The organism is Dubosiella muris, assembly GCF_004793885.1.
Taxonomy (GTDB): domain Bacteria; phylum Bacillota_I; class Bacilli_A; order Erysipelotrichales; family Erysipelotrichaceae; genus Dubosiella; species Dubosiella muris.
This window is the reverse complement of sequence record NZ_SRYG01000002.1, coordinates 158624-182826: the sequence shown is the minus strand read 5'-3', so window position 1 is coordinate 182826 and position 24203 is coordinate 158624. Positions and strand designations below refer to the sequence as shown.

Sequence of the window (24203 nt, the reverse complement as noted above, 5' to 3'; positions counted from 1 at the left end):
CGCCTGCGAAAATAGGACGTTGCTCGGCTCTTTTTTTTTATTTGGCAAACAAAAACGCGGCGTAAGAACCAAAAATTTCTTACGCTGCGTTTTCTTTTTTTAAATGCGCGAAGCCGCTTGAATGCCAGCAATGGCGCCATCGGCCGCCGCGGTCGCGACTTGGCGAATTTTTTTGGAACGAATGTCGCCAGCCGCAAATACATTCGGAATGGATGTTTCCATTTGCTCGTCGGTTACAATGTAGCCTGCTTCGTCTTTGTCAAGCTGTGGAAACACATTCGTGTTTGGAACGATTCCGGCATAAACAAACACGCCGGCCTGATCGTCTTTTACGTGGGTTTTCTCGTTAGTCTGGTTATCCTGGAAGACGAGTTCCTCCACTTTTCCGTCGCCTAGCACTTCCACTAAGCTGGAATGCGGCATGATTTTTAAATTGGGCGTATGCAGCGCCTTTTCTTTAAATTCAGGAATACATGCCAGTTCATCCTCCACGCAAACAAGCATGACTTCCTTTGCGAGTTTGGATAAGTACAACGCTTCTTTGACCGCGCCATCGGCACCGCCAATCACATAGACGTTTTTGCCTTTGTACGCTTCGCCATCTCTTGGCGCGTTCAAACGCATTCCTTTTAACGTTTCGCCAGGAATTCCAAGCATTCGGCCTGATCCGCCATTGGCGATCACGACGGCTTTTGCTTCATAGGTGTTTTTGTTTGTTTGGATCGTTTTGGGCGATTTTTCCAAATCGACTTGCGTAACTTCTTCATATTGGAACGGAATGCCAGAGGACTCTGCCTGTTTTTTTAATCGAGCAGCGAATGTCGCTCCGGTTTCTTCTTCCACAATGCCGGGATAATGTGTTACCGTGGAAACCGAGCCAATTAAGCCGCCCACTTTGTTTTTTTCCAAAACGAGAACATTTTTGCCCCGGCTTTTTCCATAAATCGCCGCGGCGACACCAGCAGGCCCGCCGCCGATCACAATCATATCATACATTGTTATAGCCTCCTTATACCTTATTATTATGACGCTTTTCGCGTCTGGATGCACAGCATATGCTAAGGAAAAATAGAAATGGAAAGGTGTTTATGCTTTGAAAAAAAATAGAGTTTCGCTATGATAAAAAAAATAAAAGAAAGGAGGAGGGTGAGGCAGAGTCGGTTTCATAAATTGTTAAGAACCCCGATTCTTGTTTTGTGTTATAATCGCTCCGAGGTGTTTATGAGAAAAATTTTAAAGCTATTAAAATCAAAAGCGTTTTATATCGTGACATCGCTTTTGTTGCAGATAATTGCCATTATCTTCATCATAACGTATTTTTCAACAAGGTTTCAGTTTTTTTATTTTTTCATGCTTGTGCTCAGTACGATTATCGCGATCCATGTATGCAACCGCGAGTCGGATTCCAGTTCAAAGCTGCTTTGGGTCTTTTTGATATTATCCGTTCCGGTTTTTGGCGGGATCACGTATTTGCTGTTTGGCGGACGAAAAATTCCGAAAGTTTTAATGAGCAAAGACCGACAGGCGTATTCGGATTACAAACGCTACGCCTTGCAAAACATCAAAACGCTCGAAAAGACAAACGGAGAAGACTACACGCTGGACAAGATGATTTCCATGGCCTGGTCGAATGGATATTTTCCAGTGTACGAAGACTGCAAGACAAAATACTTCGAAAGCGGGGAAGTGATGTACAAATCCATTATGGACGCGTTGAAATCGGCAAAGAAATTCATTTTTATCGAAACGTTCATTTTGGATCAAGGAAATATGTGGGACGAGATTCTCGCCGTGCTGCTGGAAAAAGTCAACGAAGGGCTGGATGTGCGTTTGATTTATGATGATTTCGGCACGATCACGCATTTAAAAGAGGATTACGAGACGTGGTTGAACGCACAGGGAATTCGAACGTATTCCTTTAACAAGATTCGTCCGCAGCTCGCGGTTCAAATGAACAACCGGGATCATCGCAAAATGATCATTATCGACGGCTTCAAGGCGTATACGGGCGGGATCAATATCGCGGACGAGTACATCAACACGAAAGAGCGCTTTGGATACTGGAAAGACATGGGAATCATGATCGAAGGAAAAGGCGTGGAAATGTTTACGATTTCCTTTTTACAAATATGGAATTACCAGTCCCATGAAAATTCGCAATATGACGACTTTCTCCTTCCGGATCAGGCGTTTGAGAAGATCCATGGCAAAGGATACATTATTCCGTTTTCGGATTCGCCAACAGACGACGCCAATCCGGGAAAGAATATGCATTTGAATATGTTGAATGGGGCGGTCGACTATTTTTGGATCACGACACCGTATTTGGTCCTTGACGCCGAAATGATCGACGCGCTTGTGCTGGCGGTCAACAACGGTGTGGATGTTCGCATCGTCGTTCCAGGCATTCCGGATAAAAAACTCGTTTACGAAGTGACCAAAAGCAATTACGAGTACTTAATTAAAAAAGGGGTCAAGATTTATGAATACACACCGGGATTTATTCATGGAAAAGTATGTCTCAGCGACGGGCAGAGCGCTTTGGTCGGAACGGTCAATATGGATTTCCGCTCTTATTACACAAATTATGAATGCGGAATCTGGCTGTACAAAACCGAATGTCTGCCGGCGATAAAAAAAGACCTGGAGCAAATTTTTAAAGATTCGCATCCAGTGACCTATGAAGAGTGTCGAAACGTCAATCCGCTCGTGCGCTATTACCGCAATATTTTAAGGATCTTTTCTCCACTCATGTAAAAATGCCAATCGGCATTTTTTTTGTGCCCAAAAGGAAGAAAAAAGGAGCGATTCGCTCCTTACAATTCCGTATGAATCATCTTTTTCGCGTCGACATAGCGGTCGAATTCTTCTTCGCTCAAATAACCCAGCGTTGTGATCGCTTCTTTTAAACTAATGTCGTTTTGATGCGCGTACTGGGCGGCTTGAGCTGCTTTTTTATAACCGATGACAGGGTTCAAACAAGTGACCAGCATGAGTGAGTTGGCGACGTATTCACGCATTTTTTCCTCATTTGCCTTCAATCCCGAAAGACAGTGCGTGCAAAACGAATTCATCGAATCCGACAGCAGCCGAATGCTTTGATCCAAATTGTAGGCGATAACCGGCATGAAAACGTTCAGCTCGAACTGGCCCTGGCTGGCGGCGAAACCGACGGTGGCGTCGTTGCCCATGACTTGCACGCAAACCATCGTCATGGATTCGCATTGCGTCGGATTGACTTTGCCGGGCATAATCGAAGATCCGGGCTCGTTGGCCGGAATGTCGATTTCGTGGATATTGCAGCGAGGACCGCTTGCCAGCAGGCGGATGTCGTTTGCGATTTTCATCAAGTTGGCGGCCAGGGCTTTTAATCCTCCGGAAAGAAACGCGCAGGCGTCTTTGCTGGTCAAAGCGTGAAACTTGTTTGGATCCGGAACGAAAGGCAGCCCCGTGCTGGCGCTAATGCGTCCTGTCACATCCAAATCAAACCCAACCGGGCAATTAATGCCCGAACCAACGGCGGTCGCCCCGCACGCCAGCTCGTAAATGAACGGCAAAGCGGCGAGAATTTGCTGGCGGCTATGTTCAAGCATCGAACGGTAGCCGCTTAATTCCTGTGAAAAATAAAGAGGGGTCGCATCCTGCAAATGGGTGCGCCCGATCTTGATGATTCCGGCGTTCTCCTTTTCCAAAACAGAGAACTGGGCAATCATTCGATCCAGAGCGGGAAGCAGGCGCTCATGCACTTCCAGAGCGCATAAAATATGCAAGGCGGCCGGGAACGTGTCGTTGGACGATTGGGAACAGTTCACCACGTCGTTCGCGCTCAAAATCTGCTCACCGGCATAGGCGTTGCCAAGCATCGTGATCACTTCGTTGACATTCATGTTCGTTTGCGTGCCTGAACCAGTTTGCCACACGCTGAGCGGAAACTGATCCATCCACTGGCCCGCCAGCACCTCGTCGCATACATGGACGATGGCGTCAGCCTGCTTTTCGCTGATTTTTCCAAACGCCAAATTGGCTTGCGCGCACGCCTTTTTCAAAATCATAAAGCTGCGGATGATGCCTTTGGGCATTTTTTCCGTTCCAATACGAAAATTTTCCAAACTGCGCTGCGTTTGCGATTTCCAATACTTATCGGCAGGAACGGCGATTTCCCCCAATACATCGGTTTCGATTCGTACTTTTTCCATTACCTTCTCTCCTTACACTCTAAAAACTATTTTAACATTTCCCCTACGCACAAGGAAAGACCCATGGTAAAATAGTTAAAATGGGAAGGAGCCTTAAATCATGAGGATGAAAGAACCATACGAGGCATATATCGACGATTACTCGACAATCAACGTGTATATGTCCAAAAATTTTTTTGAGGGGAAAAGCTCTTCGTTTCACCTAAAAGATTCACAAGGGAGGATCGTCCCTTTGTCCATACAGAAACGATCCGATCTTTACAACGGATATACCCATTATAAATTATCAATCAATGAAGAATTAGAAGTCGGCGAGGAATACAACGTCTATGACGAGCATTGTAAAACCACGCCGGCTAAATATTCGCACATCGTCAAAACAGAGCGGTTTTCCAGACAGTTTACGAACATCCGCGACGACCTCGGCGTGGAGTACACCAAGGAAAAAACGACGTTTCGACTATGGGCGCCCACGACGCGGCGCATCCTGCTGTGCCTCGACGACGGGAAGGAAAAGCAGCGGTACGAAATGACGAAACGCCCTTACGGCTTGTTTGAGTTTGAACTGGCAGGCGACCATCACGGGAAGGCGTATTCGTTTTTAGTCCGGCGCGAGGGGGAATGGAAAGAATGCATCGACCCGTATTCGCTGTTTTCGAACGCGAACGGGAGAAACAGTATCATCATCGACCCGGAGCGCATGCGTTTGCCGGAAAAAGTCGAAATGGAGCCGCTTCAGTACAACACGGACGCCATTATTTACGAAGCCAATGTCCGCGACATGACAAGCCAGTCCGGCATCGGGGTGGAGCATCCAAAAACATTTGCGGGATTCATCGAGGAAAACGAAACGACCAAAGCGAAAGATGTCGGTTTTTCTTATTTGAAATCGCTTGGCATCACCCACGTGCAGCTCATGCCTGTCTTTGATTTTGGCAGCGTGGACGAGGATTACCCGGACCGCTACTACAACTGGGGCTACGATCCGGTCCAGTTCCGCGTGCCCGAAGGCAGCTACGCGCTCGATCCCGAAGATCCGTTGTCCCGGGTTCGCGAGCTGGCCGAGCTTGTGCATCGCTGCCACGAAAATGGAATGAAAGTGAATTTGGACGTCGTGTTCAACCACGTGTATGAAAAAGAGCGGTTCGCCCTCGACACGCTCGTTCCGAATTACTATTTTTTAATGAACCAAAACGGCGAATTTTCCAACGGCAGCTTTTGCGGCAACGACATCGACACCCAGCCCATCATGTCAAAACGCTATTTTATCAACACATGCCGGAAAATCATTTCGCTTTACGACATCGACGGCTTCCGCTTTGACTTAATGGGCATTCTCGATTTGAATTTTATGAACGAACTCAGCGAGGAGTGCCGGCGAATCAAACCAGGCTTCATGATCTATGGCGAGGGCTGGAACATGCCAAGCTTTTTGCCGGAAAATTTGCGTGCCGCCCAGCAAAATCAAAACCAAATGCCGCATGTCGGCCATTTTTCCGACCGGTTTCGGGAAACGATTCGCGGTTCCAACGGCGATCTTGTGCAAAAAGGCTACGCCAGCGGCAATTTGGATAAAATCGCGGAAGCCCAAGCCGTGATGGCGGGAAGCTGCCAGGATTTTGTTTTTAACTCGCCGCAAAAAGTCGTCAATTTTGTCGAATGTCACGACAACCACACGCTTTGGGATAAAAACCGCGTCGCCTGCCATGGCGAAGGACGGGAGCTGCGGGAAAAGCGGCAGGTTTTGGCCAACGCGATGGTCCTGCTCGCCCAGGGCATTCCGTTTTTGCACGCGGGGCAGGAATTCGGGCGGACAAAGCACAACCAGGGCAACACGTACAACCACCCGGATAATGTCAATCAAATGGATTACGAACGCCGCAACCGGCACATGCCAATCGTGGAGGCGACAAAAACGCTCATCCAGCTGCGCCGCCAGCATCCGGCGTTCCGGCTGACAACGAGCGAGCAAATTTCAAACAACGTCCATTTTGAAACGATCGACAATCAAGTTCTCGTTTACAAGACGAGCTGCGGCAGCGACGCCAATATCGTTTTTTTCAACCCGACCAGCCAGCATTTTCAGTACGTGGTCCATCAAGGGGGCGAGGTTTTGTTTGACAACGGGCAATGCAACGAGAAGTACGCGACCAACCTGCAAATCGCGCCGTACAGCGTGGTCGTATACCATTTCAATAATTAAGAACAAGCTTGATTTCTGATTTGAAAAGCATATAATTGATAAAAAGAATTTTGGAGGAAAACATGGCAAAGTTTTTTAAAGAACCATCACGAACATTCAGCGAATATTTACTCGTTCCAGGTTACACGGGACCGGACTGCACGCCGGATCGCGTATCCTTGAAAACCCCACTTGTAAAGTTTCGAAAAGGGGAGGAACCCGCGCTTTCTTTAAACATCCCTATGGTGTCCGCGGTTATGCAGTCGGTCAGCGGCGAGGAAATGGCTTGCGCGCTGGCGCGCGAAGGCGGCGTCAGTTTTATTTTCGGCAGCCAGCCAATCGAATCGCAAGCCGAAATGGTGCGCAATGTAAAATCCAGCAAAGCGGGATTTGTCGGCAGCGACTCCAACCTTTCCCCGGAATCCACGCTGGCGGATGTTTTAAATCTTCGTGAAAGAACAGGCCACTCGACGATGGCGGTCACCGATACGGGCAAGCGGGACGGTAAACTCGTCGGCTTGATCACTTCCCGCGATTTTCGCGAATCGAGAATGGATAAAAACACAAAAGTCAAGGAGTTTATGACCCCGTACGAGAAACTGATCGTTGGTATGGACGGCATCTCGCTTTCGGAAGCCAACGATATCATTTGGGATCACAAGCTCAACCAGCTTCCAATCGTCGACGAGGAACAGCATTTGAAATCCATCGTGTTCCGGAAAGACTACGACTCGCACAAGGAAAATCCAAACGAGCTGCTGGATGACAACAAGCGCTACGTCGTGGGCGCCGGAATCAATACGCGCGACTACGCCGAGCGTGTGCCGGCTCTGGTGGAAGCCGGTGTCGACATTTTGGTCATCGACTCCTCCGAAGGCTACTCGTGCTGGCAGGCGGAAACGATTCAATGGATCCGCAAGCACTATGGCGACACGGTAAAGGTCGGTGCCGGCAACGTGGTCGACGGCGACGGATTCCGCTTTTTGGCCGAGGCCGGCGCGGATTTCGTAAAAGTCGGCATTGGCGGAGGATCGATTTGTATTACGCGCGAACAAAAAGGCATTGGCCGCGGTCAGGCCACGGCGACGCTGGACGTGGCGCAGGCGCGTGACGAATACTACCGCAATACGGGCGTGTACATTCCGGTATGCTCCGATGGCGGTATCGTGCATGACTACCATATTACGCTGGCGTTGGCGTTTGGCGCGGATTTTGTGATGCTTGGACGTTATTTCGCCCGTTTCAAAGAGGCGCCGAACAAACGGGTCAGCATCAATGGGAACTACATGAAAGAATACTGGGGCGAAGGCTCGGCCCGGGCGAGAAACTGGCAGCGTTACGATGTCGGCGGCGAAAATAAAATGTCGTTTGTCGAAGGCGTCGATTCCTACGTTCCTTACGCGGGCAGCCTGCGCGATAATGTCGGACTGACGATTTCCAAAATCAAGCATACGATGTGCAACTGCGGCTGTCTGACAATCGAGGAATTGCAGCGCGATGCGAAAGTGACGCTCGTTTCCTCCACGAGTATCGTGGAAGGCGGGGCGCACGACGTCGTTGTCCGCGATGAGAACATTGACGCAAAAGTCCAATAAACGCGAAAGAAGGTTTTCACCTTCTTTTTTTTGTGTAAAATATGAGTATGAACAACCATGAAGACCTTTTAATGGATATCAGCATTCTGTACCGCAGCACCCAAAAGTATTACGACCGAAAACTGGAGCCTTTTCACTTGACTTACGCCCAGCTGCCGATCCTGCTTTTCATTTTCGAGCAGGAAGGCATCACGATGCAAAACATCGTGGAAAAGGGAAGCTACGACAAAGGCACCGTAACGAAAAACATAAAAAAACTGGAAGCGCTCGATTATGTGGAAGTGCGTCCATCCGCCAGCGACAAGCGGGTGAAGCACTTGTATACGACGTACAAGGCGAAACGCATCATCGCGCAAATTTACAAAATCCGGATCGACTGGTGGAATCACATCATTCAAAATATCGACGACGACACGATGCGCTCGTTCGAAGCCGTTTACGGCTCCATGTGCGAGCGGGCCAACGAATACGCCAAGCTCGAGCCGGAAGGCTTGCGCTTTTATGGATGGAAAAAGCTGTCTTTGCGCGGATTTGGCGCGCACCCCTGTTCCGTTTTGGAAATCGGCGGGTGCAACTTGCGCTGTCCGGGCTGCCAAAAAAAGCATCTCGTTTTTTTAAAAGAAGGACAAAAGGTCATTCATTCCGAAGAAGTCAAAACATACTTGACGCACCACAAAACGCATCTTCGCGCCGTGGCGATCGAAGGCGGCGAAGTCGGGCTACATCCAGAGCTGGAATCGTTTCTTCAATTTTTAAAAGCGGAAAAGTACGCCGTAAAAATCAAAACGAACGGCATGTATCCCGAGCCGGTCGCGCGCTGGGCTGAAAACGGTCTTCTGGATGAAGTGGAAATCGACTTGAAAAGCGCGTGGTCCGGCTATTCGGAAGCGACAGGCATTCATGACATCGACACCTCGGAAATCAAAAAAACGCTGGACGCTTTGCGCCAAGCCAATGTGTCCCACCGCTTCGCCACGACATTGATCCGCGAATTTCACAACGAGGATGTTTTAAAGGAGATGGCTTCCATCGTTGGCCACGACGGGCATTGGGTGTGGCGCAACTACGAACCCGGCGCGAACGCGATCGAGGAAGGGCTTCACGGCTTTTCGAAAGCGGAAATTGACGCCTTGGAGCAGACGGTGGGGCCTCTTGTGAAAACCCTGGCCATAGAAAGAGGAGCACAATGAAATATATCGTCGAAAAAAGAGATGGCAATCTCGTCGATTTTCAAATCGGGAAAATCGTCAACGTCATAAAAAAAGCGTTTGGGTCGCTTCATAAAGAATGGGACGAGTCCGTTATCGAGCTGCTCGCGCTCCGGGTCACCGCCGATTTCGATGCGAAAAAGGACGGAAACCGCATTGGCGTCGAGCAAATTCAGGACAGTGTGGAAAAAGTGCTGTCCGAGTCGGGCTTTACCGAAGTGTCCAAAGCGTACATTCTCTACCGGAAACAGCGGGAAAACGTGCGCAAACTTACGGAACATCTCGACCGGCACACTTCGCTGATCGCCTCGTATTTGTCTTCGGCCGCCACAGGAGCCGGCTTTTCCAATCAAGGAATGAACCAGTACGTCGCCAGACAAATGCTCCGCCATTTTTGGCTGGAGGAAATGTTTGACCAGGAAATCCGGGACGCGATCCGGGAAGGGAAAATGATCGTCGAACCCTTGGATTCCATGCTTGCCCAAACGGTGACGCTCGATCTTTCGCAATTCGAAAAGCCAAAACAACACTATGACATGGTAGTCGTGGCGCTCCACCAAATTGTGGAGAATCTGGCCGAACACGTCGTGGTGAGCCAGTTTGAAACGATTCTTACGCCAGATCAAATCACGCGCATTCGCCAGCGGTTTGATGAAACACGCGTCCGCTTTCAAAACGTCGCGCCGGCGCGCGGATGCTTTGGCAAAGTGGATGTCGTGGATTTGCAGCCGGAAACGCTCGGTTTGGCGCAACGCGCGCTCGATGTGCGGCGGCAAGTGATGGAGCGGCTGGATGAAGCCGGCTTTTACCCGTGCGAGGGCTTTATGAAGACAATGGAAGGGGAGATCTGCGTCGTGGGCGATTCGATTCGGACATTTGAAAAGACGTCGGGCTACATTTGGACCCGAAAACGAACGATTTCAGGGGACGAAGCGCTTTTTGAGCTGGAGCAAGAGGCGCTTGCGGGCGTTGGAACGCTGTTCGACCGTGTCGAGTATCGGCTTCGTTTTGTGGAGCCCGTCGATTCCGGGGCGGCGCGCAATTTGTGCCAGTCGCTGCGCGAAACGTATCCGTTTATCGCGGATATTCAAATTGTTTCGGATTTTTGAAAAACAGGTGTTGCTTTTTGGAAAAAGGTTTGCTATTATAAATGGGCAGTCAAGGAAATGCCCGGGTGGTGAAATTGGTAGACGCAGTGGACTCAAAATCCACCGGTAGCGATACCGTACCGGTTCGAGTCCGGTCCTGGGCACCATTTGTCTATAACGAACCGAAAGGTTCGTTTTTTTCTTTCACTTTTTTGCGCCAGGTGAAAGAAAAAAACGCAATGGTTGATGGAGGTGTGAGTGTGAAAGTTTTACTCGGCTTAAGCGGTGGCGTTGACTCGGCTATCGCCGCTTATTTACTCAAAGAGCAGGGATACGACGTGACCTGCTGTTTTATGCGCAACTGGGACAGCTTTGCCAACAATGACATTCTTGGCAATCCGACGATCATGGAAGGCGTATGCCCGCAAGAGCAGGACTATCTGGATGCCAAAGCGGTCGCCGACCATCTTGGCCTGCCGCTGCGGCGCGTCGATTTCATCCAGGAGTACTGGGATCAGGTATTCGTGACGTTTTTGAAGGAATACGAACGCGGACGCACGCCGAATCCGGATATTTTATGCAACAAATACATTAAGTTCGACGCGTTTTTCGACTACGCGATGAAAAACGGATTCGACGCGGTCGCCACCGGACATTACGCGTCCAACGCGCGAATCGACGGCTACACGTATTTGACGCGCGCCCACGACACGAATAAAGATCAAACGTATTTTTTGTGCCAAGTGCCGGAAAGCGCCATCGCGAAAACGTTTTTTCCTTTGGGTGGCATCGACAAGCCGGAAGTGCGGCGCATCGCCAAGGAGCTCGATTTGGAATCTGTCATGACGAAAAAGGACAGCACCGGTATTTGTTTTATTGGCGAGCGCAATTTCCGGGATTTTTTAACGAATTACCTGCCAAGCAAGCCGGGACGCATCGTCGACGTGGATACCGGAAAGACGCTCGGCGAGCACATCGGCGTGTTGTATTATACGATCGGGCAGCGCAAAGGATTGAATATCACGCGCGATAAAGGCCCGTGGTTCGTCATTGGAAAAGATGTCCATAAAAACGTGCTCTATGTTTGCCACCACACAAGAAAACAATGGCTCGACTCCGATGAAGCCATTGTCAGCGGAATGAACTGGATCGTGAAAGACCACGCCGAGGTGCCCAAGCGCCTGACTTGCAAGTTCCGCTACCGCCAGCCGGACCAGGACGTTGAACTGGAATGGATCGACGAAACGACGGTGCGGCTGCGCTATCCGCAAACGATTGCCGGCGTGACGTGCGGGCAGGAAGCCGTGCTGTATGACGGGCAAAAATGCCTGGGGGGCGGCGTCATCGACTTTGTGTATCGAAACGGACAAGATTTAAACGAGCAAATCATTCAAACCGGCGCCCGGAGGATGGCGCATGCGTGAGGTCGTGAAGGCGCGGCTGGATTTTGTCATTTTTGAAAACAAGGAAAACCACTACGTCGTCGCCTCCTTTGAAGAAACCGAAGACTACCATGAATTCACCGGCGCCGGCCGCCTCGTCGATCCAAAAGAGGAGGGCGAGTACGAGCTGGAAGGCGAATACGTCGAGCATCCGCGCTACGGGACGCAGTTTCGAATCGACCGGGCCAAACTCGTTTTGCCAACCCGCAAAGAGGCGGTCGTTCATTTTTTGTCGTCTGACACGTTTCCGACAATCGGCAAAAAAAGCGCCGAAACGATTTACGACACGCTGGGGGAGGATTGTCTGGAACAAATTCGTCAAAACCCGCAAGTGCTGCAGCAGGTTCCCCGGTTTCCGCAAAAGAAAATCGACATCATCACCGATGGAATTTGCCAGTTTACCGGTTTTAACGACAACTACATCAAGCTGCTTGAATACGGATTGACAAACCGGCAAATCACGCTGCTGGAAAACACGTACGAAGACGACGCGCTCAAAACGATCGAGGAAGACCCGTTTCGGCCGCTTTACGAAATTTATGGCTTCGGCTACAAGGGAGCGTGCCGGCTGGCGGACGCCATCGAGCTGCCAGCCGATGATTTGCGGCGTCTGGAAGCGATGATTTACGAGGAGTGCCGGCAAATGGCGATGCGTTCGGGCAATACGTACATTCCGTATCCGATTGTGCAGGAACGGTTTCAGTCGGTTCAAAAAGAGGCGTTCGAGCAGGCGCTGGCCAACTTGATTGGCCGGCAGAACTTGCAGGCGGAACAAGAAAAGATTTATCCGTTTTCGTTGTACGAAGACGAGATCTTGATCGCCAAGGGGCTGCGGACGCACTGGTTTGATGTCGAGCCTGTCGCGGCGCAAGACATCGACGAGAAAATCGAGCAAGTCGAGTTTATGCTCAACATCGAATACGACGCCATTCAAAAACAAGCCATCCACGCTTTTTTTGAACACTCCGCTACGATTTTGAACGGAGGGCCGGGAACCGGAAAAACGACGACCGTCAAAGGCATCCTGCAAATCGCGCGCATGGTGTATCCAGACGCTGTGATCCAGCTTTGCGCCCCGACCGGGCGGGCGAGCAAGCGCCTCTCCCAGCTTTCCGACAACGACTCCAAAACGATTCACTCGCTTTTGAAGTGGAACCTGGATGACAACCAGTTTGGAAAGGACGAAAACGATCCGCTGGATGTCGACATTTTGATCGTGGACGAGTTTTCGATGGTGGACACCCATTTGTTCGCGGCGCTGCTGCGGGCGCTGCCGCCGTATTGCCGGATCTTGCTGATTGGCGACGAGGACCAGTTGGAAAGCGTGGGACCGGGAAAGGTGTTCAACGATTTGATTGAAAGCGGCATTTACCCGATTGTCCATTTGGAAAAGATCTTTCGGCAGTCCAGCGGCTCGGGAATCGCCCAGCTCGCCCGTTTGATCCGGGACGAGCAGCCGCTCGCGTTTGCGGATGGAGCGAATTTTATCGAGCGCGGGCAAGGTCAAATTCTGGAAACGCTAAAGAAAGCCATCGCGCAATACGACGAGCAGGAGCGAATGTCGCTGCAAATCATCGCGCCCATGTATAAAGGAAAGGTTGGCATCGACGCCATCAACGCCACGATGCAGGCGATGATCAATCCAAACGACGGGAAAAAGCGGCAGGTGAAAGCCGGAACGGTATGGTTTCGGGAAGACGACAAAGTGATGCTTTTGAAAAATCTGCCCGAAGACGACGTGTACAATGGCGATATCGGCTACATTTGCGAGATTCACGATGGCATCATCACGGTGGATTTCGGCAGTCAAATCGTCGATTTCTCGAAAGATTTCCTCTACTATTTGTCGCATGCCTACTGCATTAGCATCCACAAGGCGCAAGGCAGCGAATACGACCGGGTGTATTGTGTCGTGGAGCCCCAAACCGCCCACATGCTCAACAAGCGTCTGCTTTACACCGCCGTTTCCCGGGCGAAAAAGGAGTTGTTCGTCGTCGGGGATCCGGCGCTTTTTGGCCAGAGGGTGCGCCGCAAGCAAAGCCATATTCGAATGACGACTCTTCAGCAGCGGATCCAGGAGGCGATGAAGTAAAAATGGATTTGCCAAATCGCAAAAATCCTGATACCATATCCTTAGTTTGACCATGAAAAAGACAAGTAGCCTATGGATTTTTCTTGATAGAGACGAGGTGGCTGGTGGAAACCTCGAGAAAGCCGTGGGGGAAGCTGCTTTGGAGTTGGACCGCGAGCCCGCGTTATCGGCAGACGAGTGCGTTTTTCGAAATCGAAAAATGAAGCAGGATGGTACCGCGTAATCATTACGTTCCTAGCAATAGGGACGTTTTTTTATTGAAAAAGGAGATTAGGAATGAAACAACTAACAGGAAACGAAGTACGACAAAAGTTTCTCGATTATTTTTCCGAGCAAGGACATATGATCGAGCCGGGAGCGAGCTTGATCCCGAACAACGATCCGACGCTGTTGTGGATCAACGCCGGCGTCGCGGCGCTGAAAAAGTATTTTGACGGATCCGAGAAGCCGCGCTGCAACCGCATCGCCAACGCCCAGAAAAGCATTCGGACCAACGACATCGAAAACGTCGGCCGCACGGCCCGGCACCATACTTTTTTCGAGATGCTTGGCAACTTTTCGATTGGCGACTATTTCAAAGAGGAAGCCATTCCGTTTGCCTGGAACTTTTTAACCGGCGAGCAATGGATGGGAATCGACAAGGACCGGCTGTATGTTTCCGTGTATACCGATGACGAGGACGCGTACCGCATCTGGACCGAGGTGTGCCACGTGGATCCTTCCCACATTTTGAAAACAGACGACAACTTCTGGGAAATCGGCAAGGGACCGGGCGGCCCGGATTCGGAAATCTTCTTCGATCGTGGCGAAAAATACGATCCGGAAGGATTGGGAGAGCGTCTGTTTTTCGAAGAGCTGGAAAACGACCGCTACATCGAGGTTTGGAACGTCGTGTTCTCGCAATTCGACTGCGATCCGGCGCTTGACCGCAAGGACTACAAAGAGCTGCCGCAAAAAAACATTGATACCGGTATGGGACTCGAGCGGCTTGTCGCTTTGATCCAGGATGGCGAAACGAACTTCGACACCGATTTGTTTTTGCCAATCATCCACGCGACCGAAGAAATCGCGAACGATCCATACCAGGGCGAGTACAAGATGGCGTACCGTGTCATCGCTGACCACATTCGAACCATTGTGTTCGCTTTAAGCGACGGAGCGAACTTCTCGAACAGTGGTCGCGGGTACGTGCTGCGCCGCGTCCTGCGCCGGGCGGCCCGCTATGGCTTGAAGCTTGGAATCGACGAGCCGTTTTTGTACAAGCTCGTGCCGGTTGTCAACGAAGTGATGAAAGACTATTATCCGTATTTGTCCGAGCACACCGCCATGAACGAGAAGCTGATCAAAAACGAAGAGGAAACGTTCAAGAAGACGTTGAAAAACGGCCAGGCGCTGCTGGACGAGGAAATCGCCAACGCCAAAGACGGCACACTTTCGGGCGAAGTCGTATTCAAACTGTACGACACGTACGGGTTCCCGTTTGAATTGACGCAGGAAATCGCCGAAGAGCACGGCTTGAAAATCGTCCGCGAGCAATTCGACGAGCAAATGCAGGCGCAAAAAGACCGCGCCCGCGCCGCCCGCAACGCCAAAGATTCCTTCGCTTCGCAAAACGAGGCGCTCATGAACTTCACGACTCCAAGCGAGTTTGTCGGCTACGACGAGCTGACATGCGAGGGCAAAGTCATCGCCTTGTTCAAAGAGGGCGAAATGGTGGACGCGATCGAAGGCGAAGGCGACGTCATTTTCGACCGGACTTGCTTTTACGCGGAAAGCGGCGGACAAGTCGCCGACGCCGGAACGGTGTCGGGCGATGGAGTGCTGGCTGAAGTGGTGGATGTGCAAAAGACGCGCAACGCGCAAAACCTTGTGAAAGTCCACGTCAAGGAAGGCGTGCTTCGACTTGGCGACTTGGTGCATCAAAGCGTGGACGCAGCCAAGCGCGCCCGCACGACGGCGAACCACTCTTGCACCCATTTGCTGCAAAGCGCGCTTAAAAAAGTGCTGGGCGATCACATTCAGCAAGCCGGAAGCTTTGTCGGCCCGGATTATTTGCGGTTTGACTTCCATCATTTTGAAAAGCTGACGCCCGATCAGCTGGCGGAAGTCGAACGAATCGTCAACGAGTACATCGCCGGCGCCTATCCGGTCACAAAGGAAATTATGGATATCGAAGAAGCCCGTCAATCGGGCGCGACCGCGTTGTTTAACGAGAAGTACGGCAGCAAAGTGCGCGTCGTGACGATGGGCGACGTGTCGAAAGAGTTTTGCGCCGGATGCCACGTGGACAACACGGCGAATATCGGGGTGTGCAAAATCGTAGGCGAGGAAAGCATCGGTTCCGATTCGCGCCGGATCACGGCGAAGACGGGGTACGCGGCGTACGAGGATTTCGCGCATGAACACGGGCAGCTCGATACGATCGCGGCCGCGATGAAGCAAAAAGGTATCAAGGATATCGAGGAAAAAGTGGCGCAGCAGCTGCAAAACGCCAAGGCGCTGCAAAAAGAGCTCGACCAGCTCAACAACAAGATTTTCGCTTTGCGCGCAAACGAGTGGATCCAGGAAAAAGTCAAAGCGGGTGCCTTCGACTTGCTCATCAAAAAAGTGCAAGGCATGGATGGCAAGGCGATGAAGGACATTGTCGCCAACCTCAAAGCTAAAGACTCTGGATTGCTTGTGCTGCTGATCGCGGCCGATGACAAAAAAGTCGTATTTGTTGCCGGCGCGGGCAAGGACGCGGTAGCCAAAGGGGCCAACGCGGGCCAAATCGTCAAAATGGCGGCCAACGTATGCGGCGGCAACGGCGGCGGCAAGCCGGATCTGGCGCAGGCTGGCGGCAAGGACGCTTCGAAGGTGGACGAGGCCATTGAACTCGTGCGCTCGTATGTGCCGTCCATCGCGTAGTTTCAAGGAAACAAGAATGAAATCGCTTTTCATTTTTTAGCGGTTAAGGTACAATGTTTTATATGTTAGGAGTGTGATGAGAATGAGAGACGTAACAGCGACGATGACGTTTACGACCGAAGAGATCCGTCGTGAAAACATCAAGACGATTCTTCGTGAAGTGAGTCAGGCATTGGAGGAGAGGGGATACAACTCCGAAAACCAAATTGCCGGGTACTTGATCAGCAACGATCCGGCTTACATTTCATCCCATAAAAATGCTCGGAATCTCATCCAGCGTATCGAACGATACGAGATTATCGAGGAACTCGTTCGCGCGTATTTGGAAAAATAATGCAGAAGATTATAGGATTGGATCTCGGCAGCAAAACGTGCGGGATCGCGATCAGCGACGCCCTGGGATTGATTGCCAGAGCTCTGACAACCGTTCGGTTCGAATCGGATGATTATGACACATGTCTGGATGAAGTGCTCACGATCCTTCAGGAACAAAAAGTCAAGGAAGTCGTGCTTGGTCTGCCCAAACACATGAATGGCGATATCGGCATTCGGGGCCAGATTTCGATCGACTTCGCAAAACAGCTGGAAGCCCATGGAATCAAGGTGGATTTGTGGGACGAGCGTTTGACGACCGTCAGCGCGGAGCGATTGCTTATTCAAGGGGACGTTTCAAGAAAGAAGCGGAAGAAGGTAATCGACCAGATGGCGGCGGTGCAGATTCTGCAAAGTTATTTAGATCGACAAAACGGGGGATTTTAAGCCCCGTTTTTTTCAGGAGGAAAAAAGATGTTGGATTCAAACAGTTTATATGTAACCGATGAAAATGGAAACGAAGTGAAAATGACGATTCTTTTCACGTTCGACGCCCCGGACGGGACACAATACGTCGTGTTCCAGCGGGCGGGCGCGGACGATGGCGAGGTCTTCGCTTCCCGCTACGACGACCAGGGACAACTGATCCCGATCGAGTCCGAAGAGGAATGGGACATGGTCGAGGAAGTGATCAACACGTTTGTCGAGGACGAAGAGAATGCCGAAGCCTAAAAGAAAGCGAACGTTCCATTTTGGAAGGCTGCTTCTGGTCGTCGCGCTGTTTTTGCTCGTAATCGCGGGCGGACTGGCCGCGTACGGCTATGTTAGCTTGCAGCCGGCGGGAAATGGAAATAAGGAAGTGGAATTTGAAGTGGCGGAAGGCGAGAGCTTTCCGTCGGTCTTGGCCAATTTGGAAAAGCAGGGAATCATTAAAAACGCGAATGTCGCCTCCTTGTACGCCAAACTGACCCATCACAACACCCATTACGCGGGCGTGTTTTTGTTAAACGACAACATGAGCACCGAGCAGGTGCTCGCGTACTTGGCCAATCCCGAGAACATCATGGATCAGTCGATCCGCTTTACGATCCCGGAAGGACAGTGGGCCAAGGAAATCGCGGCGAACTTGTCCAAGCAGCTGCCATTTACCGAAAAGCAAATCCTGAAGCTGTGGAACGACGAGGCGTATATCAAAACGCTCGCCAAGTCGTATCCGTTCTTGGATCCGGCCGCGCTTTCCAATCCGGATTTGAAGGTGAAGCTGGAAGGCTATTTGTTTCCGGAAACATACTTCATCGAACGCGACGCGACGCTTGATGAAGTGACACGGATGTTTTTGGATCAATTCAAAGCCGTGTACGACCAATACAAGACGCAATTCGCGCAAAGCGGCATGGATGTCGAGGACATCGTGACGCTGGCAAGCGTCATCCAGTTCGAATCCGGCTCGACGCAGGACATGAAAGAAATTTCCGGCGTGTTCCACAATCGGCTCGATCAAAATATGAAGCTGGAATCAAGCGTGACCGTATGCTACGCGCTGTACGACCAGTTTGATTCGCCGGAAGACTGCGAGACGCAATACGATATTGACTCGCCATACAACACGTACCAGATCGAAGGGCTCCCGGCCGGACCGATACTCAATCCCGGCAAGGACGCGATCGTCGCGGCGCTTGAACCGAACAAAAACGACTACTTGTTTTTTGTCGCCGACATTTACAACGTGAAGACGAATCCGGGACAAGTGTACTATTCATCAAATTATGAGGACCATCAAAAACTGATGGAGGAGCTTCATCTCGTCATTGAATAACAATGGGAAGGTTGCTATAATTGGAAGTATTGTTAAGGAGTGAAAAACATGCCAAGCGAAAAATTTTATGTTACGCAGGAAGGGTATGACGATCTAGTCAAAGAACTGGAAAACCTCGTCCATAACGTTCGTCCGCAAGTCATCGTCGAGCTGCAGGAAGCCCGCGCCCAAGGTGACTTGTCCGAGAACGCCGACTACGACGCGGCCCGCGAACACCAGGCCCAGGTCGAAGCGCGGATCCGTGAAGTCGAAGCCATTTTGAAACAGGCGGAAATCATTGAGGAAAGCGATGACGAGAGCCATCAAAAAGTCATCCACATTGGTTCGGTTGTGACGATTGAGGATTTAAGCGACAACGAGATCGCGACCTACACCATTGTCGGAACGACGGAAGCCGATCCATTCGAAGGCAAGATCTCGAACGAGTCCCCGGTCGTGCAGGCGATTCTCGATAAAAAGGTGGGAGACGTGGTTACGATCGCCAAGGCGACGGTTCCATACGATGTAAAAATCATTGATATTAAGTAAAAAAAGAAAAAATGGAGAAAATTGGAGAAAAAATGTCCGGTTTTCTCCTTTTTTGTCGTATATAAAGGTATGACGAAAAAAATTTTAACCCTTTTGCTGCTGCTCATGTTCAGCTACGCGCTGGCCGGCCGCTATGAACCGGTCCGGCTGGAACGACCGGGCTCGCGCCACGTCCGCATTGAAATCAAAGGAGGAATCCAAAATCCAGGGACATACGAACTGCCAACGGGCGCGACCGTCGAAGACGCGATTGAGGAAGCGGGTGGCTTGCATGAAAACGCCGATCTCTCCCGCGTCGCCTTGATGGCCGAACTGCGCCCCGACGATTTGATCGTGATCCCGCTGGCGGATCCAACGCAGGCCGCGCTTGTATCCATCAACGCCGCGAGCAGCGAACAGCTGCAGACGCTGCCTGGCGTCGGTCCGGCCATCGCCGCGCGAATTATCGAGTACCGCGAGCAGACGCCTTTTCAAGCGCTGGAGGACATTCAAAACGTGAAAGGCATCGGCGAGAAGATGTTTGAAAAAATCAAGGAGCAAATTTGCTTGTGAACGCCTGGCTGCTTGTCGGACTGGGCGTCTGGCTTTCCGCGATGCTCGACCCGTTTTACTGCTTGTTTTTTTGTGGCTTCGCCAGCTTGTATTTCGCGTTCCGCTTTCCGAAAACGTGGACAAGCGCCTTGTTTTTGGGACTCGCTTTGCTTCGGCTCGGATTTTCGTGCGCCAGCGCCGAAGCGAAGCCGGGCGAATACACCGTCTACGAAGTCAAGGCGAATTACGCTCTGGCAAGAAACGGACGAGCGAAAATCGTTCTCTACCAGGTGCCAAACGCGGCATATGGGGACCGCTACGCGGTCCAGACGCTTGAGCCGATTCATTCGCTTCATAATCTTTCCCTTTTTTCCTTTGAGGCGCACATGGCCAAACAAGGGGTGGAACTGTACGCGCGCGATCCGGTTTTGATTGCCGCCTCCAACTCGGTACAAGCTCGGATTTTCCGGTCATTGCAAGCCCGGGACGATCCGTTTTTGCTGGGGGCGTTGTATGGCATCGCCGAGAAGGAGTCGTTTTTTGCCACCCTTGGTCTTCCGCTTGTCACGCTCTTTTGTTTTGGAGAGCGATGGATGCGGCGCCGGTTTGGTTCAAGCTGGTCCAGACCGCTGACGGCGTTTGGCGTGATCGGATATGGAATCTTTTTCTTTTTTCATCCGGCTTTGATTCGGCTTACACTTGTCCAGCTGACGAAATGGCATACCGATGACTGGCGTCTGGCTTTCGCGTGGCCCATGATTGGCTATGTCCTGCTTCGGCCGGCCGGCGCGCTTGATCTTGTGCTCGTCGTCCCCGTTCTCTGGACATGGATCCATCAAAAAGGATGGAGCGGTCGAAACCAAAAAGCGGTTCAGCTTTTGGCGCTTGCCCTTTTGCAGGTGCTCTTCTTTTCGCAGCTGGATTTGGTCGCGCTCGTGCTGACGGGGGTGTTCAAAAAAGGCTATGCCTTGCTTTTGATCGCTTCGCTGCTGCCCGTTTCCTGGCCGTGGCTGGCGTGGCTGAAGCGCCTGCCCGACCAGACGTGGCTGACGTGGACGATTCGTTCGACGATCCCCTTTCTTGCGTGCGCGCTTTGTTTTCTGGCTTGCGTGCTGTTGGGCGCGTCTTGGAAAAAAACGATTCGGACCGGCTTGCTGTCGTTTGGCGTGCTGGCGGCCAGTTTGTTTTTCGATCCCTTTTTCCATGTTTACATGCTCGACATCGGGCAGGGCGACTGCGCGCTGCTCGTGGAGCCGTTTCAAAAAAGCGCCGTGTTGATTGACGCGGGACAAAACGTCTTTCGGGACAACGTAGCCACCGTGATCGTGCCGTTTTTGCGTTCGCGAGGCATCCGACAGCTGGACGCGGTGGTCGTGACCCATAATGATTTCGATCACAGCGGCGGCGTGGAGGAACTCCAAAAACAAATACCGGTACGGCAAATCGTGACGAGTCGAGATGAGCGAGTCGATGTGGACTATCCGTTTGTTTCGCTGCTGCCCGCGCGTGAAGTCCAGGAGGAAAACGACGAAAGCATCGTGAGCTACTTTTCGTATGATGGCATCGACTATTTGTGGATGGGGGACGCCGGCGTCGAAATCGAGCGGCAGCTTCTAAAACAATACGACTTGTCAAAAGTCGATGTTTTGAAGCTGGGGCATCATGGCTCGCAAACAAGCTCGGATTTTTCCTTTCTGGCGCAAACCAATCCGCAACTCGCCCTGATTTCGGTTGGTGAAAACAACCGGTACGGCCATCCGCATCCGCGGGTCATTCAGAATTTGCGAAATTTGGAAATCGACACGCTCATGACCAAAGACGATGGAATGGTCCATATTTTTTCGCTCGGACGCTTTTGTTTTGTGGAAAGCGCGAAAGGAAAGATCGGGATGCTGGATCGCGGTTGATTTGCGCGCCGATTTCAGGCATACTGAAACCATGATTTATATACTGCATGGAACCGACGCTTCGCGCATGAGCATGAAAGTGGCGGCGTTGAAAAAAAAGCACAACATGGAAACGGTGTCGACGTACGACGCGTTGCAGGATCCGATGGAAGCCGTGCTGGAAGAAATGGATTCGCATTCGATTTTTGACGAGGAAAAGATGATCGTGATCCAGAACGCGACGTTTTTGAGCGCGCGAAACACCACGACGTACGATTTGGACGCGTTTGTAAAACGCAAGGACACCGACGAGATTGTCGTGTTTTGCGTCCCGAGCGAGAAAATCGACCAGCGGAAAAAAGCGGTCAAGGCGCTGGCGCAAGGCGCGCAGGTTTTCGCCTGCATTCGTCTGGATCAAAAAAACCAGCCCGGCTACATTCGGGAGGCGATGACAGAAGCCGGATTGAAAATGGACGGGGAGGCGCTGCGCTATTTTACGAGCCATATCGGGATGGACGCCTTGCGCATTCGCAGCGAGATCGAGAAGCTTTCCATTTACGCCGGGGAAGTCGGTCTTGCCGACGTCAAAGCGCTCATGGTCAACGAGCCGATCGACGACGTGTTTAAAATGACAGATGCCTTGTTTGATCAAAACGGCTTGCTTTTGATGGCGTATTACCGGAATTTTCGCGCGCAAAATATGGAAACTGTGGCGATTACCGCGCTAATCGCTTCGCAAATCCGCTTTTTGTTTCAAGTGCGCGTGCTGATGGACCGGCAGCTGGGAAAAGAGGAAATTGCCCAGACGCTGAAAGCCCATCCGTACCGGGTGCAGCTTTCGATGCGCAAGGCAAGCCGTTTCGATCCCGACGCGTTGCTTGACTGGCTGGAAAAACTCGCCGATCTCGACCAAAATATGAAAAGCGGAAAAATCGACAAAGACGAGGGATTTGAGAACTTCGCGCTTTCGCTGATGATGAAATAAGCCGGGAACTGGATTTTCCGGCTTTTTGAAAATAAAAAAAAAGCGATATCCACGATATCGCAACGGTACAGGAACACGTCAGGAATTAACCTTCGATCGAGTTGATCAATTTTGCCAGACGTGCTTTTTGACGGTTCGCATAGTTTTTATGATGAACGCCTTTTGCGACCGCTTTGTCAAGTTTCGAAGTGCAGTCTGCGAAAGCTTTCACAGCGGCTTCTTTATCATTGGCTTCAACGGCGGCAAGCACTTTTTTGATCGCTGTTTTCAAAGCCGATTTTTTCGACACGATCAACTTGTGTGCTTTATTGTTGGTTTTCACACGTTTCATTTGTGATTTGATTTGTGGCATGGTTGTACACCTCCTGACATAAATGCATTGAGATTATAGCAAAATTTGATTTCAAAAGCAACACAAGTTCGAAAAATTCAGGTATAATACGTTGTGCGGTCGAAAGACAACGACAGCCAAACGAAAGGATGGGACAAAAAATGGAAAAAAAACATGTCATATTTATGGGGACGCCTCCCATTGCCGCGACGGTTCTGGAAGCGTTGCTCGACAGCGATGTCATTGTGGATCTCGTAGTGACGCAGCCGGACAAAAAAACCGGACGCAAGCAGATGCTGGTCGAGTCGGCGGTCAAGCAAGTGGCGAAACGACACGGAATCGAGGTGTTTCAGCCGGTCCGGATCAAAGACGACTGCGAAAAAGTCGTTGGCACGCCTTGCGATTTGATCGTGACATGCGCCTATGGCCAGCTTGTTCCGCAATGCGTTCTCGACCATCCTGCGTTTGGATGCGTCAATTTGCATGGCTCGCTGCTGCCGGCGTACCGGGGCGGGGCGCCAATCCAGCGCGCCATTATGCATGGCGACACGGAAAGCGGCATGACTTTGATGAAAATGGTGCGCAAAATGGACGCGGGACCGGTTTTGGATGTGGAACGAATCGCGATTGCGCCGACAGACACGAGCACTTCGCTGTTTTTGAAAATGGGGGACGCGGCGGCCACGCTATTGAAACGAAACCTGCCTGTCCTGCTGAGCGGACAAGCGGTGTTTGTCGAGCAGGATGAGGAAAAGGCGACCTTCGCGCCGATTCTCACCCGCGAGGAAGAGCATCTGGATTTGACGTCGACGGACGACTCGATTGTTCGTCAAATCCGCGCGCTCAGCGACGAGCCGGGCGCATATGTTCTCGTCAAAGGCCGAAAGCTGAAAATTTACGACTATGAATATATTCCGGCGGACAACACGACGTGCGGTCTGTTTTCCCAGCCGGACAAGAAATCGTTGTGCCTGGAGCTGCACCAAGGAAAACTTCACTTGAAAACGTGCCAGCTGGAAGGCAAACCCAAGATGGCGATTCGCGATTTTATTAACGGACAAGGAAGAAGCCTTGTCGGCGAAACCGCCCAGTAAAACGCAATTT

At 51.2% G+C, this 24203-nt stretch carries 20 protein-coding genes, 1 tRNA gene and 1 other annotated feature; of the genes, 18 read left to right on the top strand and 3 right to left on the bottom strand.

Features of this window, described 5'->3' with window-relative positions:
• Positions 1-99 precede the first annotated feature (99 nt).
• Positions 100-996, bottom strand: coding sequence for an NAD(P)/FAD-dependent oxidoreductase (locus E5336_RS01735; RefSeq protein WP_135979366.1), 897 nt, complete (start codon positions 994-996; stop codon positions 100-102).
• 354 nt (positions 997-1350) lie between these two features.
• Between E5336_RS01735 and cls the strand changes: the two genes are divergently transcribed.
• Positions 1351-2757, top strand: a complete 1407-nt coding sequence (gene cls / locus E5336_RS01730; RefSeq protein WP_277820734.1) for a cardiolipin synthase — start codon at positions 1351-1353, stop codon at positions 2755-2757.
• 59 nt (positions 2758-2816) lie between these two features.
• On the opposite strand, the gene E5336_RS01725 is transcribed toward cls, so the two are convergent.
• Complete coding sequence (locus tag E5336_RS01725; RefSeq protein ID WP_135979364.1) at positions 2817-4196, bottom strand: class II fumarate hydratase; 1380 nt, start codon at positions 4194-4196, stop codon at positions 2817-2819.
• Between the two features lie 100 nt (positions 4197-4296).
• On the opposite strand from E5336_RS01725, the gene pulA reads away from it, so the two are divergent.
• From pulA to holA, 16 genes are all read left to right on the top strand, one after another.
• Positions 4297-6399 (top strand): type I pullulanase, encoded by a 2103-nt coding sequence (pulA, locus tag E5336_RS01720; protein ID WP_277820733.1) that lies wholly within the window; start codon positions 4297-4299, stop codon positions 6397-6399.
• A 62-nt stretch (positions 6400-6461) separates the two neighbouring features.
• Positions 6462-7973, top strand: coding sequence for an IMP dehydrogenase (locus tag E5336_RS01715; protein ID WP_135979363.1), 1512 nt, complete (start codon positions 6462-6464; stop codon positions 7971-7973).
• Between the two features lie 47 nt (positions 7974-8020).
• Positions 8021-9163, top strand: coding sequence for a radical SAM protein (locus E5336_RS01710; RefSeq protein WP_168353508.1), 1143 nt, complete (start codon positions 8021-8023; stop codon positions 9161-9163).
• Positions 9160-10290, top strand: a complete 1131-nt coding sequence (locus tag E5336_RS01705) for an ATP cone domain-containing protein (RefSeq protein WP_135979361.1) — start codon at positions 9160-9162, stop codon at positions 10288-10290. The genes E5336_RS01710 and E5336_RS01705 overlap by 4 nt, the downstream gene beginning before the upstream one ends.
• 59 nt (positions 10291-10349) lie before the next feature.
• Positions 10350-10436: transfer RNA gene (locus E5336_RS01700), tRNA-Leu, on the top strand.
• A 93-nt stretch (positions 10437-10529) separates the two neighbouring features.
• The gene (mnmA, locus tag E5336_RS01695; RefSeq protein WP_168353507.1) at positions 10530-11693 is read left to right on the top strand and encodes a tRNA 2-thiouridine(34) synthase MnmA; all 1164 of its coding nucleotides are present in this window, start codon (positions 10530-10532) and stop codon (positions 11691-11693) included.
• Positions 11686-13803 (top strand): SF1B family DNA helicase RecD2, encoded by a 2118-nt coding sequence (recD2, locus tag E5336_RS01690; protein WP_135979359.1) that lies wholly within the window; start codon positions 11686-11688, stop codon positions 13801-13803. Before mnmA ends, recD2 begins: the two co-directional genes overlap by 8 nt.
• Positions 13804-13846: 43 nt before the next feature.
• Positions 13847-14042 (top strand) — a binding site (T-box leader).
• Positions 14043-14079: 37 nt separating this feature from the next.
• Positions 14080-16710, top strand: coding sequence for an alanine--tRNA ligase (gene alaS, locus E5336_RS01685; RefSeq protein WP_135979358.1), 2631 nt, complete (start codon positions 14080-14082; stop codon positions 16708-16710).
• Between the two features lie 82 nt (positions 16711-16792).
• Entirely contained in the window at positions 16793-17044 is a 252-nt protein-coding gene (locus tag E5336_RS01680) for an IreB family regulatory phosphoprotein (protein ID WP_016318699.1), read from the top strand.
• Complete coding sequence (gene ruvX, locus E5336_RS01675; protein ID WP_135979357.1) at positions 17044-17469, top strand: Holliday junction resolvase RuvX; 426 nt, start codon at positions 17044-17046, stop codon at positions 17467-17469. The genes E5336_RS01680 and ruvX overlap by 1 nt, the downstream gene beginning before the upstream one ends.
• A 27-nt stretch (positions 17470-17496) precedes the next feature.
• Positions 17497-17754, top strand: a complete 258-nt coding sequence (locus E5336_RS01670; protein ID WP_135979356.1) for a DUF1292 domain-containing protein — start codon at positions 17497-17499, stop codon at positions 17752-17754.
• Positions 17741-18838: an endolytic transglycosylase MltG gene (gene mltG / locus E5336_RS01665; RefSeq protein WP_135979355.1), complete on the top strand. Its 1098-nt coding sequence runs from the start codon at positions 17741-17743 to the stop codon at positions 18836-18838. Before E5336_RS01670 ends, mltG begins: the two co-directional genes overlap by 14 nt.
• 48 nt (positions 18839-18886) lie before the next feature.
• Positions 18887-19366: a transcription elongation factor GreA gene (gene greA / locus E5336_RS01660; RefSeq protein ID WP_135979354.1), complete on the top strand. Its 480-nt coding sequence runs from the start codon at positions 18887-18889 to the stop codon at positions 19364-19366.
• A gap of 69 nt (positions 19367-19435) precedes the next feature.
• Complete coding sequence (locus E5336_RS01655; protein WP_277820732.1) at positions 19436-19918, top strand: ComEA family DNA-binding protein; 483 nt, start codon at positions 19436-19438, stop codon at positions 19916-19918.
• A complete protein-coding gene (locus tag E5336_RS01650) occupies positions 19915-21804 on the top strand; it encodes a ComEC/Rec2 family competence protein (RefSeq protein ID WP_135979353.1) in 1890 nt (629 codons plus the stop codon). Before E5336_RS01655 ends, E5336_RS01650 begins: the two co-directional genes overlap by 4 nt.
• Positions 21805-21835: 31 nt before the next feature.
• The gene (gene holA, locus E5336_RS01645; RefSeq protein ID WP_168353506.1) at positions 21836-22768 is read left to right on the top strand and encodes a DNA polymerase III subunit delta; all 933 of its coding nucleotides are present in this window, start codon (positions 21836-21838) and stop codon (positions 22766-22768) included.
• Positions 22769-22853: 85 nt separating this feature from the next.
• Here the strand turns inward: holA and rpsT are convergent, their stop codons facing one another.
• The gene (rpsT, locus tag E5336_RS01640; RefSeq protein ID WP_135979351.1) at positions 22854-23120 is read right to left on the bottom strand and encodes a 30S ribosomal protein S20; all 267 of its coding nucleotides are present in this window, start codon (positions 23118-23120) and stop codon (positions 22854-22856) included.
• 140 nt (positions 23121-23260) lie between these two features.
• Between rpsT and fmt the strand changes: the two genes are divergently transcribed.
• Complete coding sequence (gene fmt, locus E5336_RS01635; protein ID WP_135979350.1) at positions 23261-24193, top strand: methionyl-tRNA formyltransferase; 933 nt, start codon at positions 23261-23263, stop codon at positions 24191-24193.
• Positions 24194-24203 lie beyond the last annotated feature (10 nt).

Excerpts from the sequence above, each read along its gene's own strand:
- alaS (WP_135979358.1), top strand. The coding sequence starts at position 14,080 with ATGAAACAACTAACAGGAAACGAAGTACGACAAAAGTTTCTCGATTAT.
- E5336_RS01680 (WP_016318699.1), top strand. The coding sequence starts at position 16,793 with ATGAGAGACGTAACAGCGACGATGACGTTTACGACCGAAGAGATCCGT.
- E5336_RS01710 (WP_168353508.1), top strand. The coding sequence starts at position 8,021 with ATGAACAACCATGAAGACCTTTTAATGGATATCAGCATTCTGTACCGC.
- greA (WP_135979354.1), top strand. The coding sequence starts at position 18,887 with ATGCCAAGCGAAAAATTTTATGTTACGCAGGAAGGGTATGACGATCTA.
- E5336_RS01725 (WP_135979364.1), bottom strand. The coding sequence starts at position 4,196 with ATGGAAAAAGTACGAATCGAAACCGATGTATTGGGGGAAATCGCCGTT.
- E5336_RS01705 (WP_135979361.1), top strand. The coding sequence starts at position 9,160 with ATGAAATATATCGTCGAAAAAAGAGATGGCAATCTCGTCGATTTTCAA.
- rpsT (WP_135979351.1), bottom strand. The coding sequence starts at position 23,120 with ATGCCACAAATCAAATCACAAATGAAACGTGTGAAAACCAACAATAAA.
- recD2 (WP_135979359.1), top strand. The coding sequence starts at position 11,686 with ATGCGTGAGGTCGTGAAGGCGCGGCTGGATTTTGTCATTTTTGAAAAC.
- E5336_RS01655 (WP_277820732.1), top strand. The coding sequence starts at position 19,436 with ATGACGAAAAAAATTTTAACCCTTTTGCTGCTGCTCATGTTCAGCTAC.
- ruvX (WP_135979357.1), top strand. The coding sequence starts at position 17,044 with ATGCAGAAGATTATAGGATTGGATCTCGGCAGCAAAACGTGCGGGATC.
- E5336_RS01715 (WP_135979363.1), top strand. The coding sequence starts at position 6,462 with ATGGCAAAGTTTTTTAAAGAACCATCACGAACATTCAGCGAATATTTA.
- fmt (WP_135979350.1), top strand. The coding sequence starts at position 23,261 with ATGGAAAAAAAACATGTCATATTTATGGGGACGCCTCCCATTGCCGCG.
- mltG (WP_135979355.1), top strand. The coding sequence starts at position 17,741 with ATGCCGAAGCCTAAAAGAAAGCGAACGTTCCATTTTGGAAGGCTGCTT.
- pulA (WP_277820733.1), top strand. The coding sequence starts at position 4,297 with ATGAGGATGAAAGAACCATACGAGGCATATATCGACGATTACTCGACA.
- E5336_RS01735 (WP_135979366.1), bottom strand. The coding sequence starts at position 996 with ATGTATGATATGATTGTGATCGGCGGCGGGCCTGCTGGTGTCGCCGCG.
- cls (WP_277820734.1), top strand. The coding sequence starts at position 1,351 with ATGCTTGTGCTCAGTACGATTATCGCGATCCATGTATGCAACCGCGAG.
- E5336_RS01670 (WP_135979356.1), top strand. The coding sequence starts at position 17,497 with ATGTTGGATTCAAACAGTTTATATGTAACCGATGAAAATGGAAACGAA.
- holA (WP_168353506.1), top strand. The coding sequence starts at position 21,836 with ATGATTTATATACTGCATGGAACCGACGCTTCGCGCATGAGCATGAAA.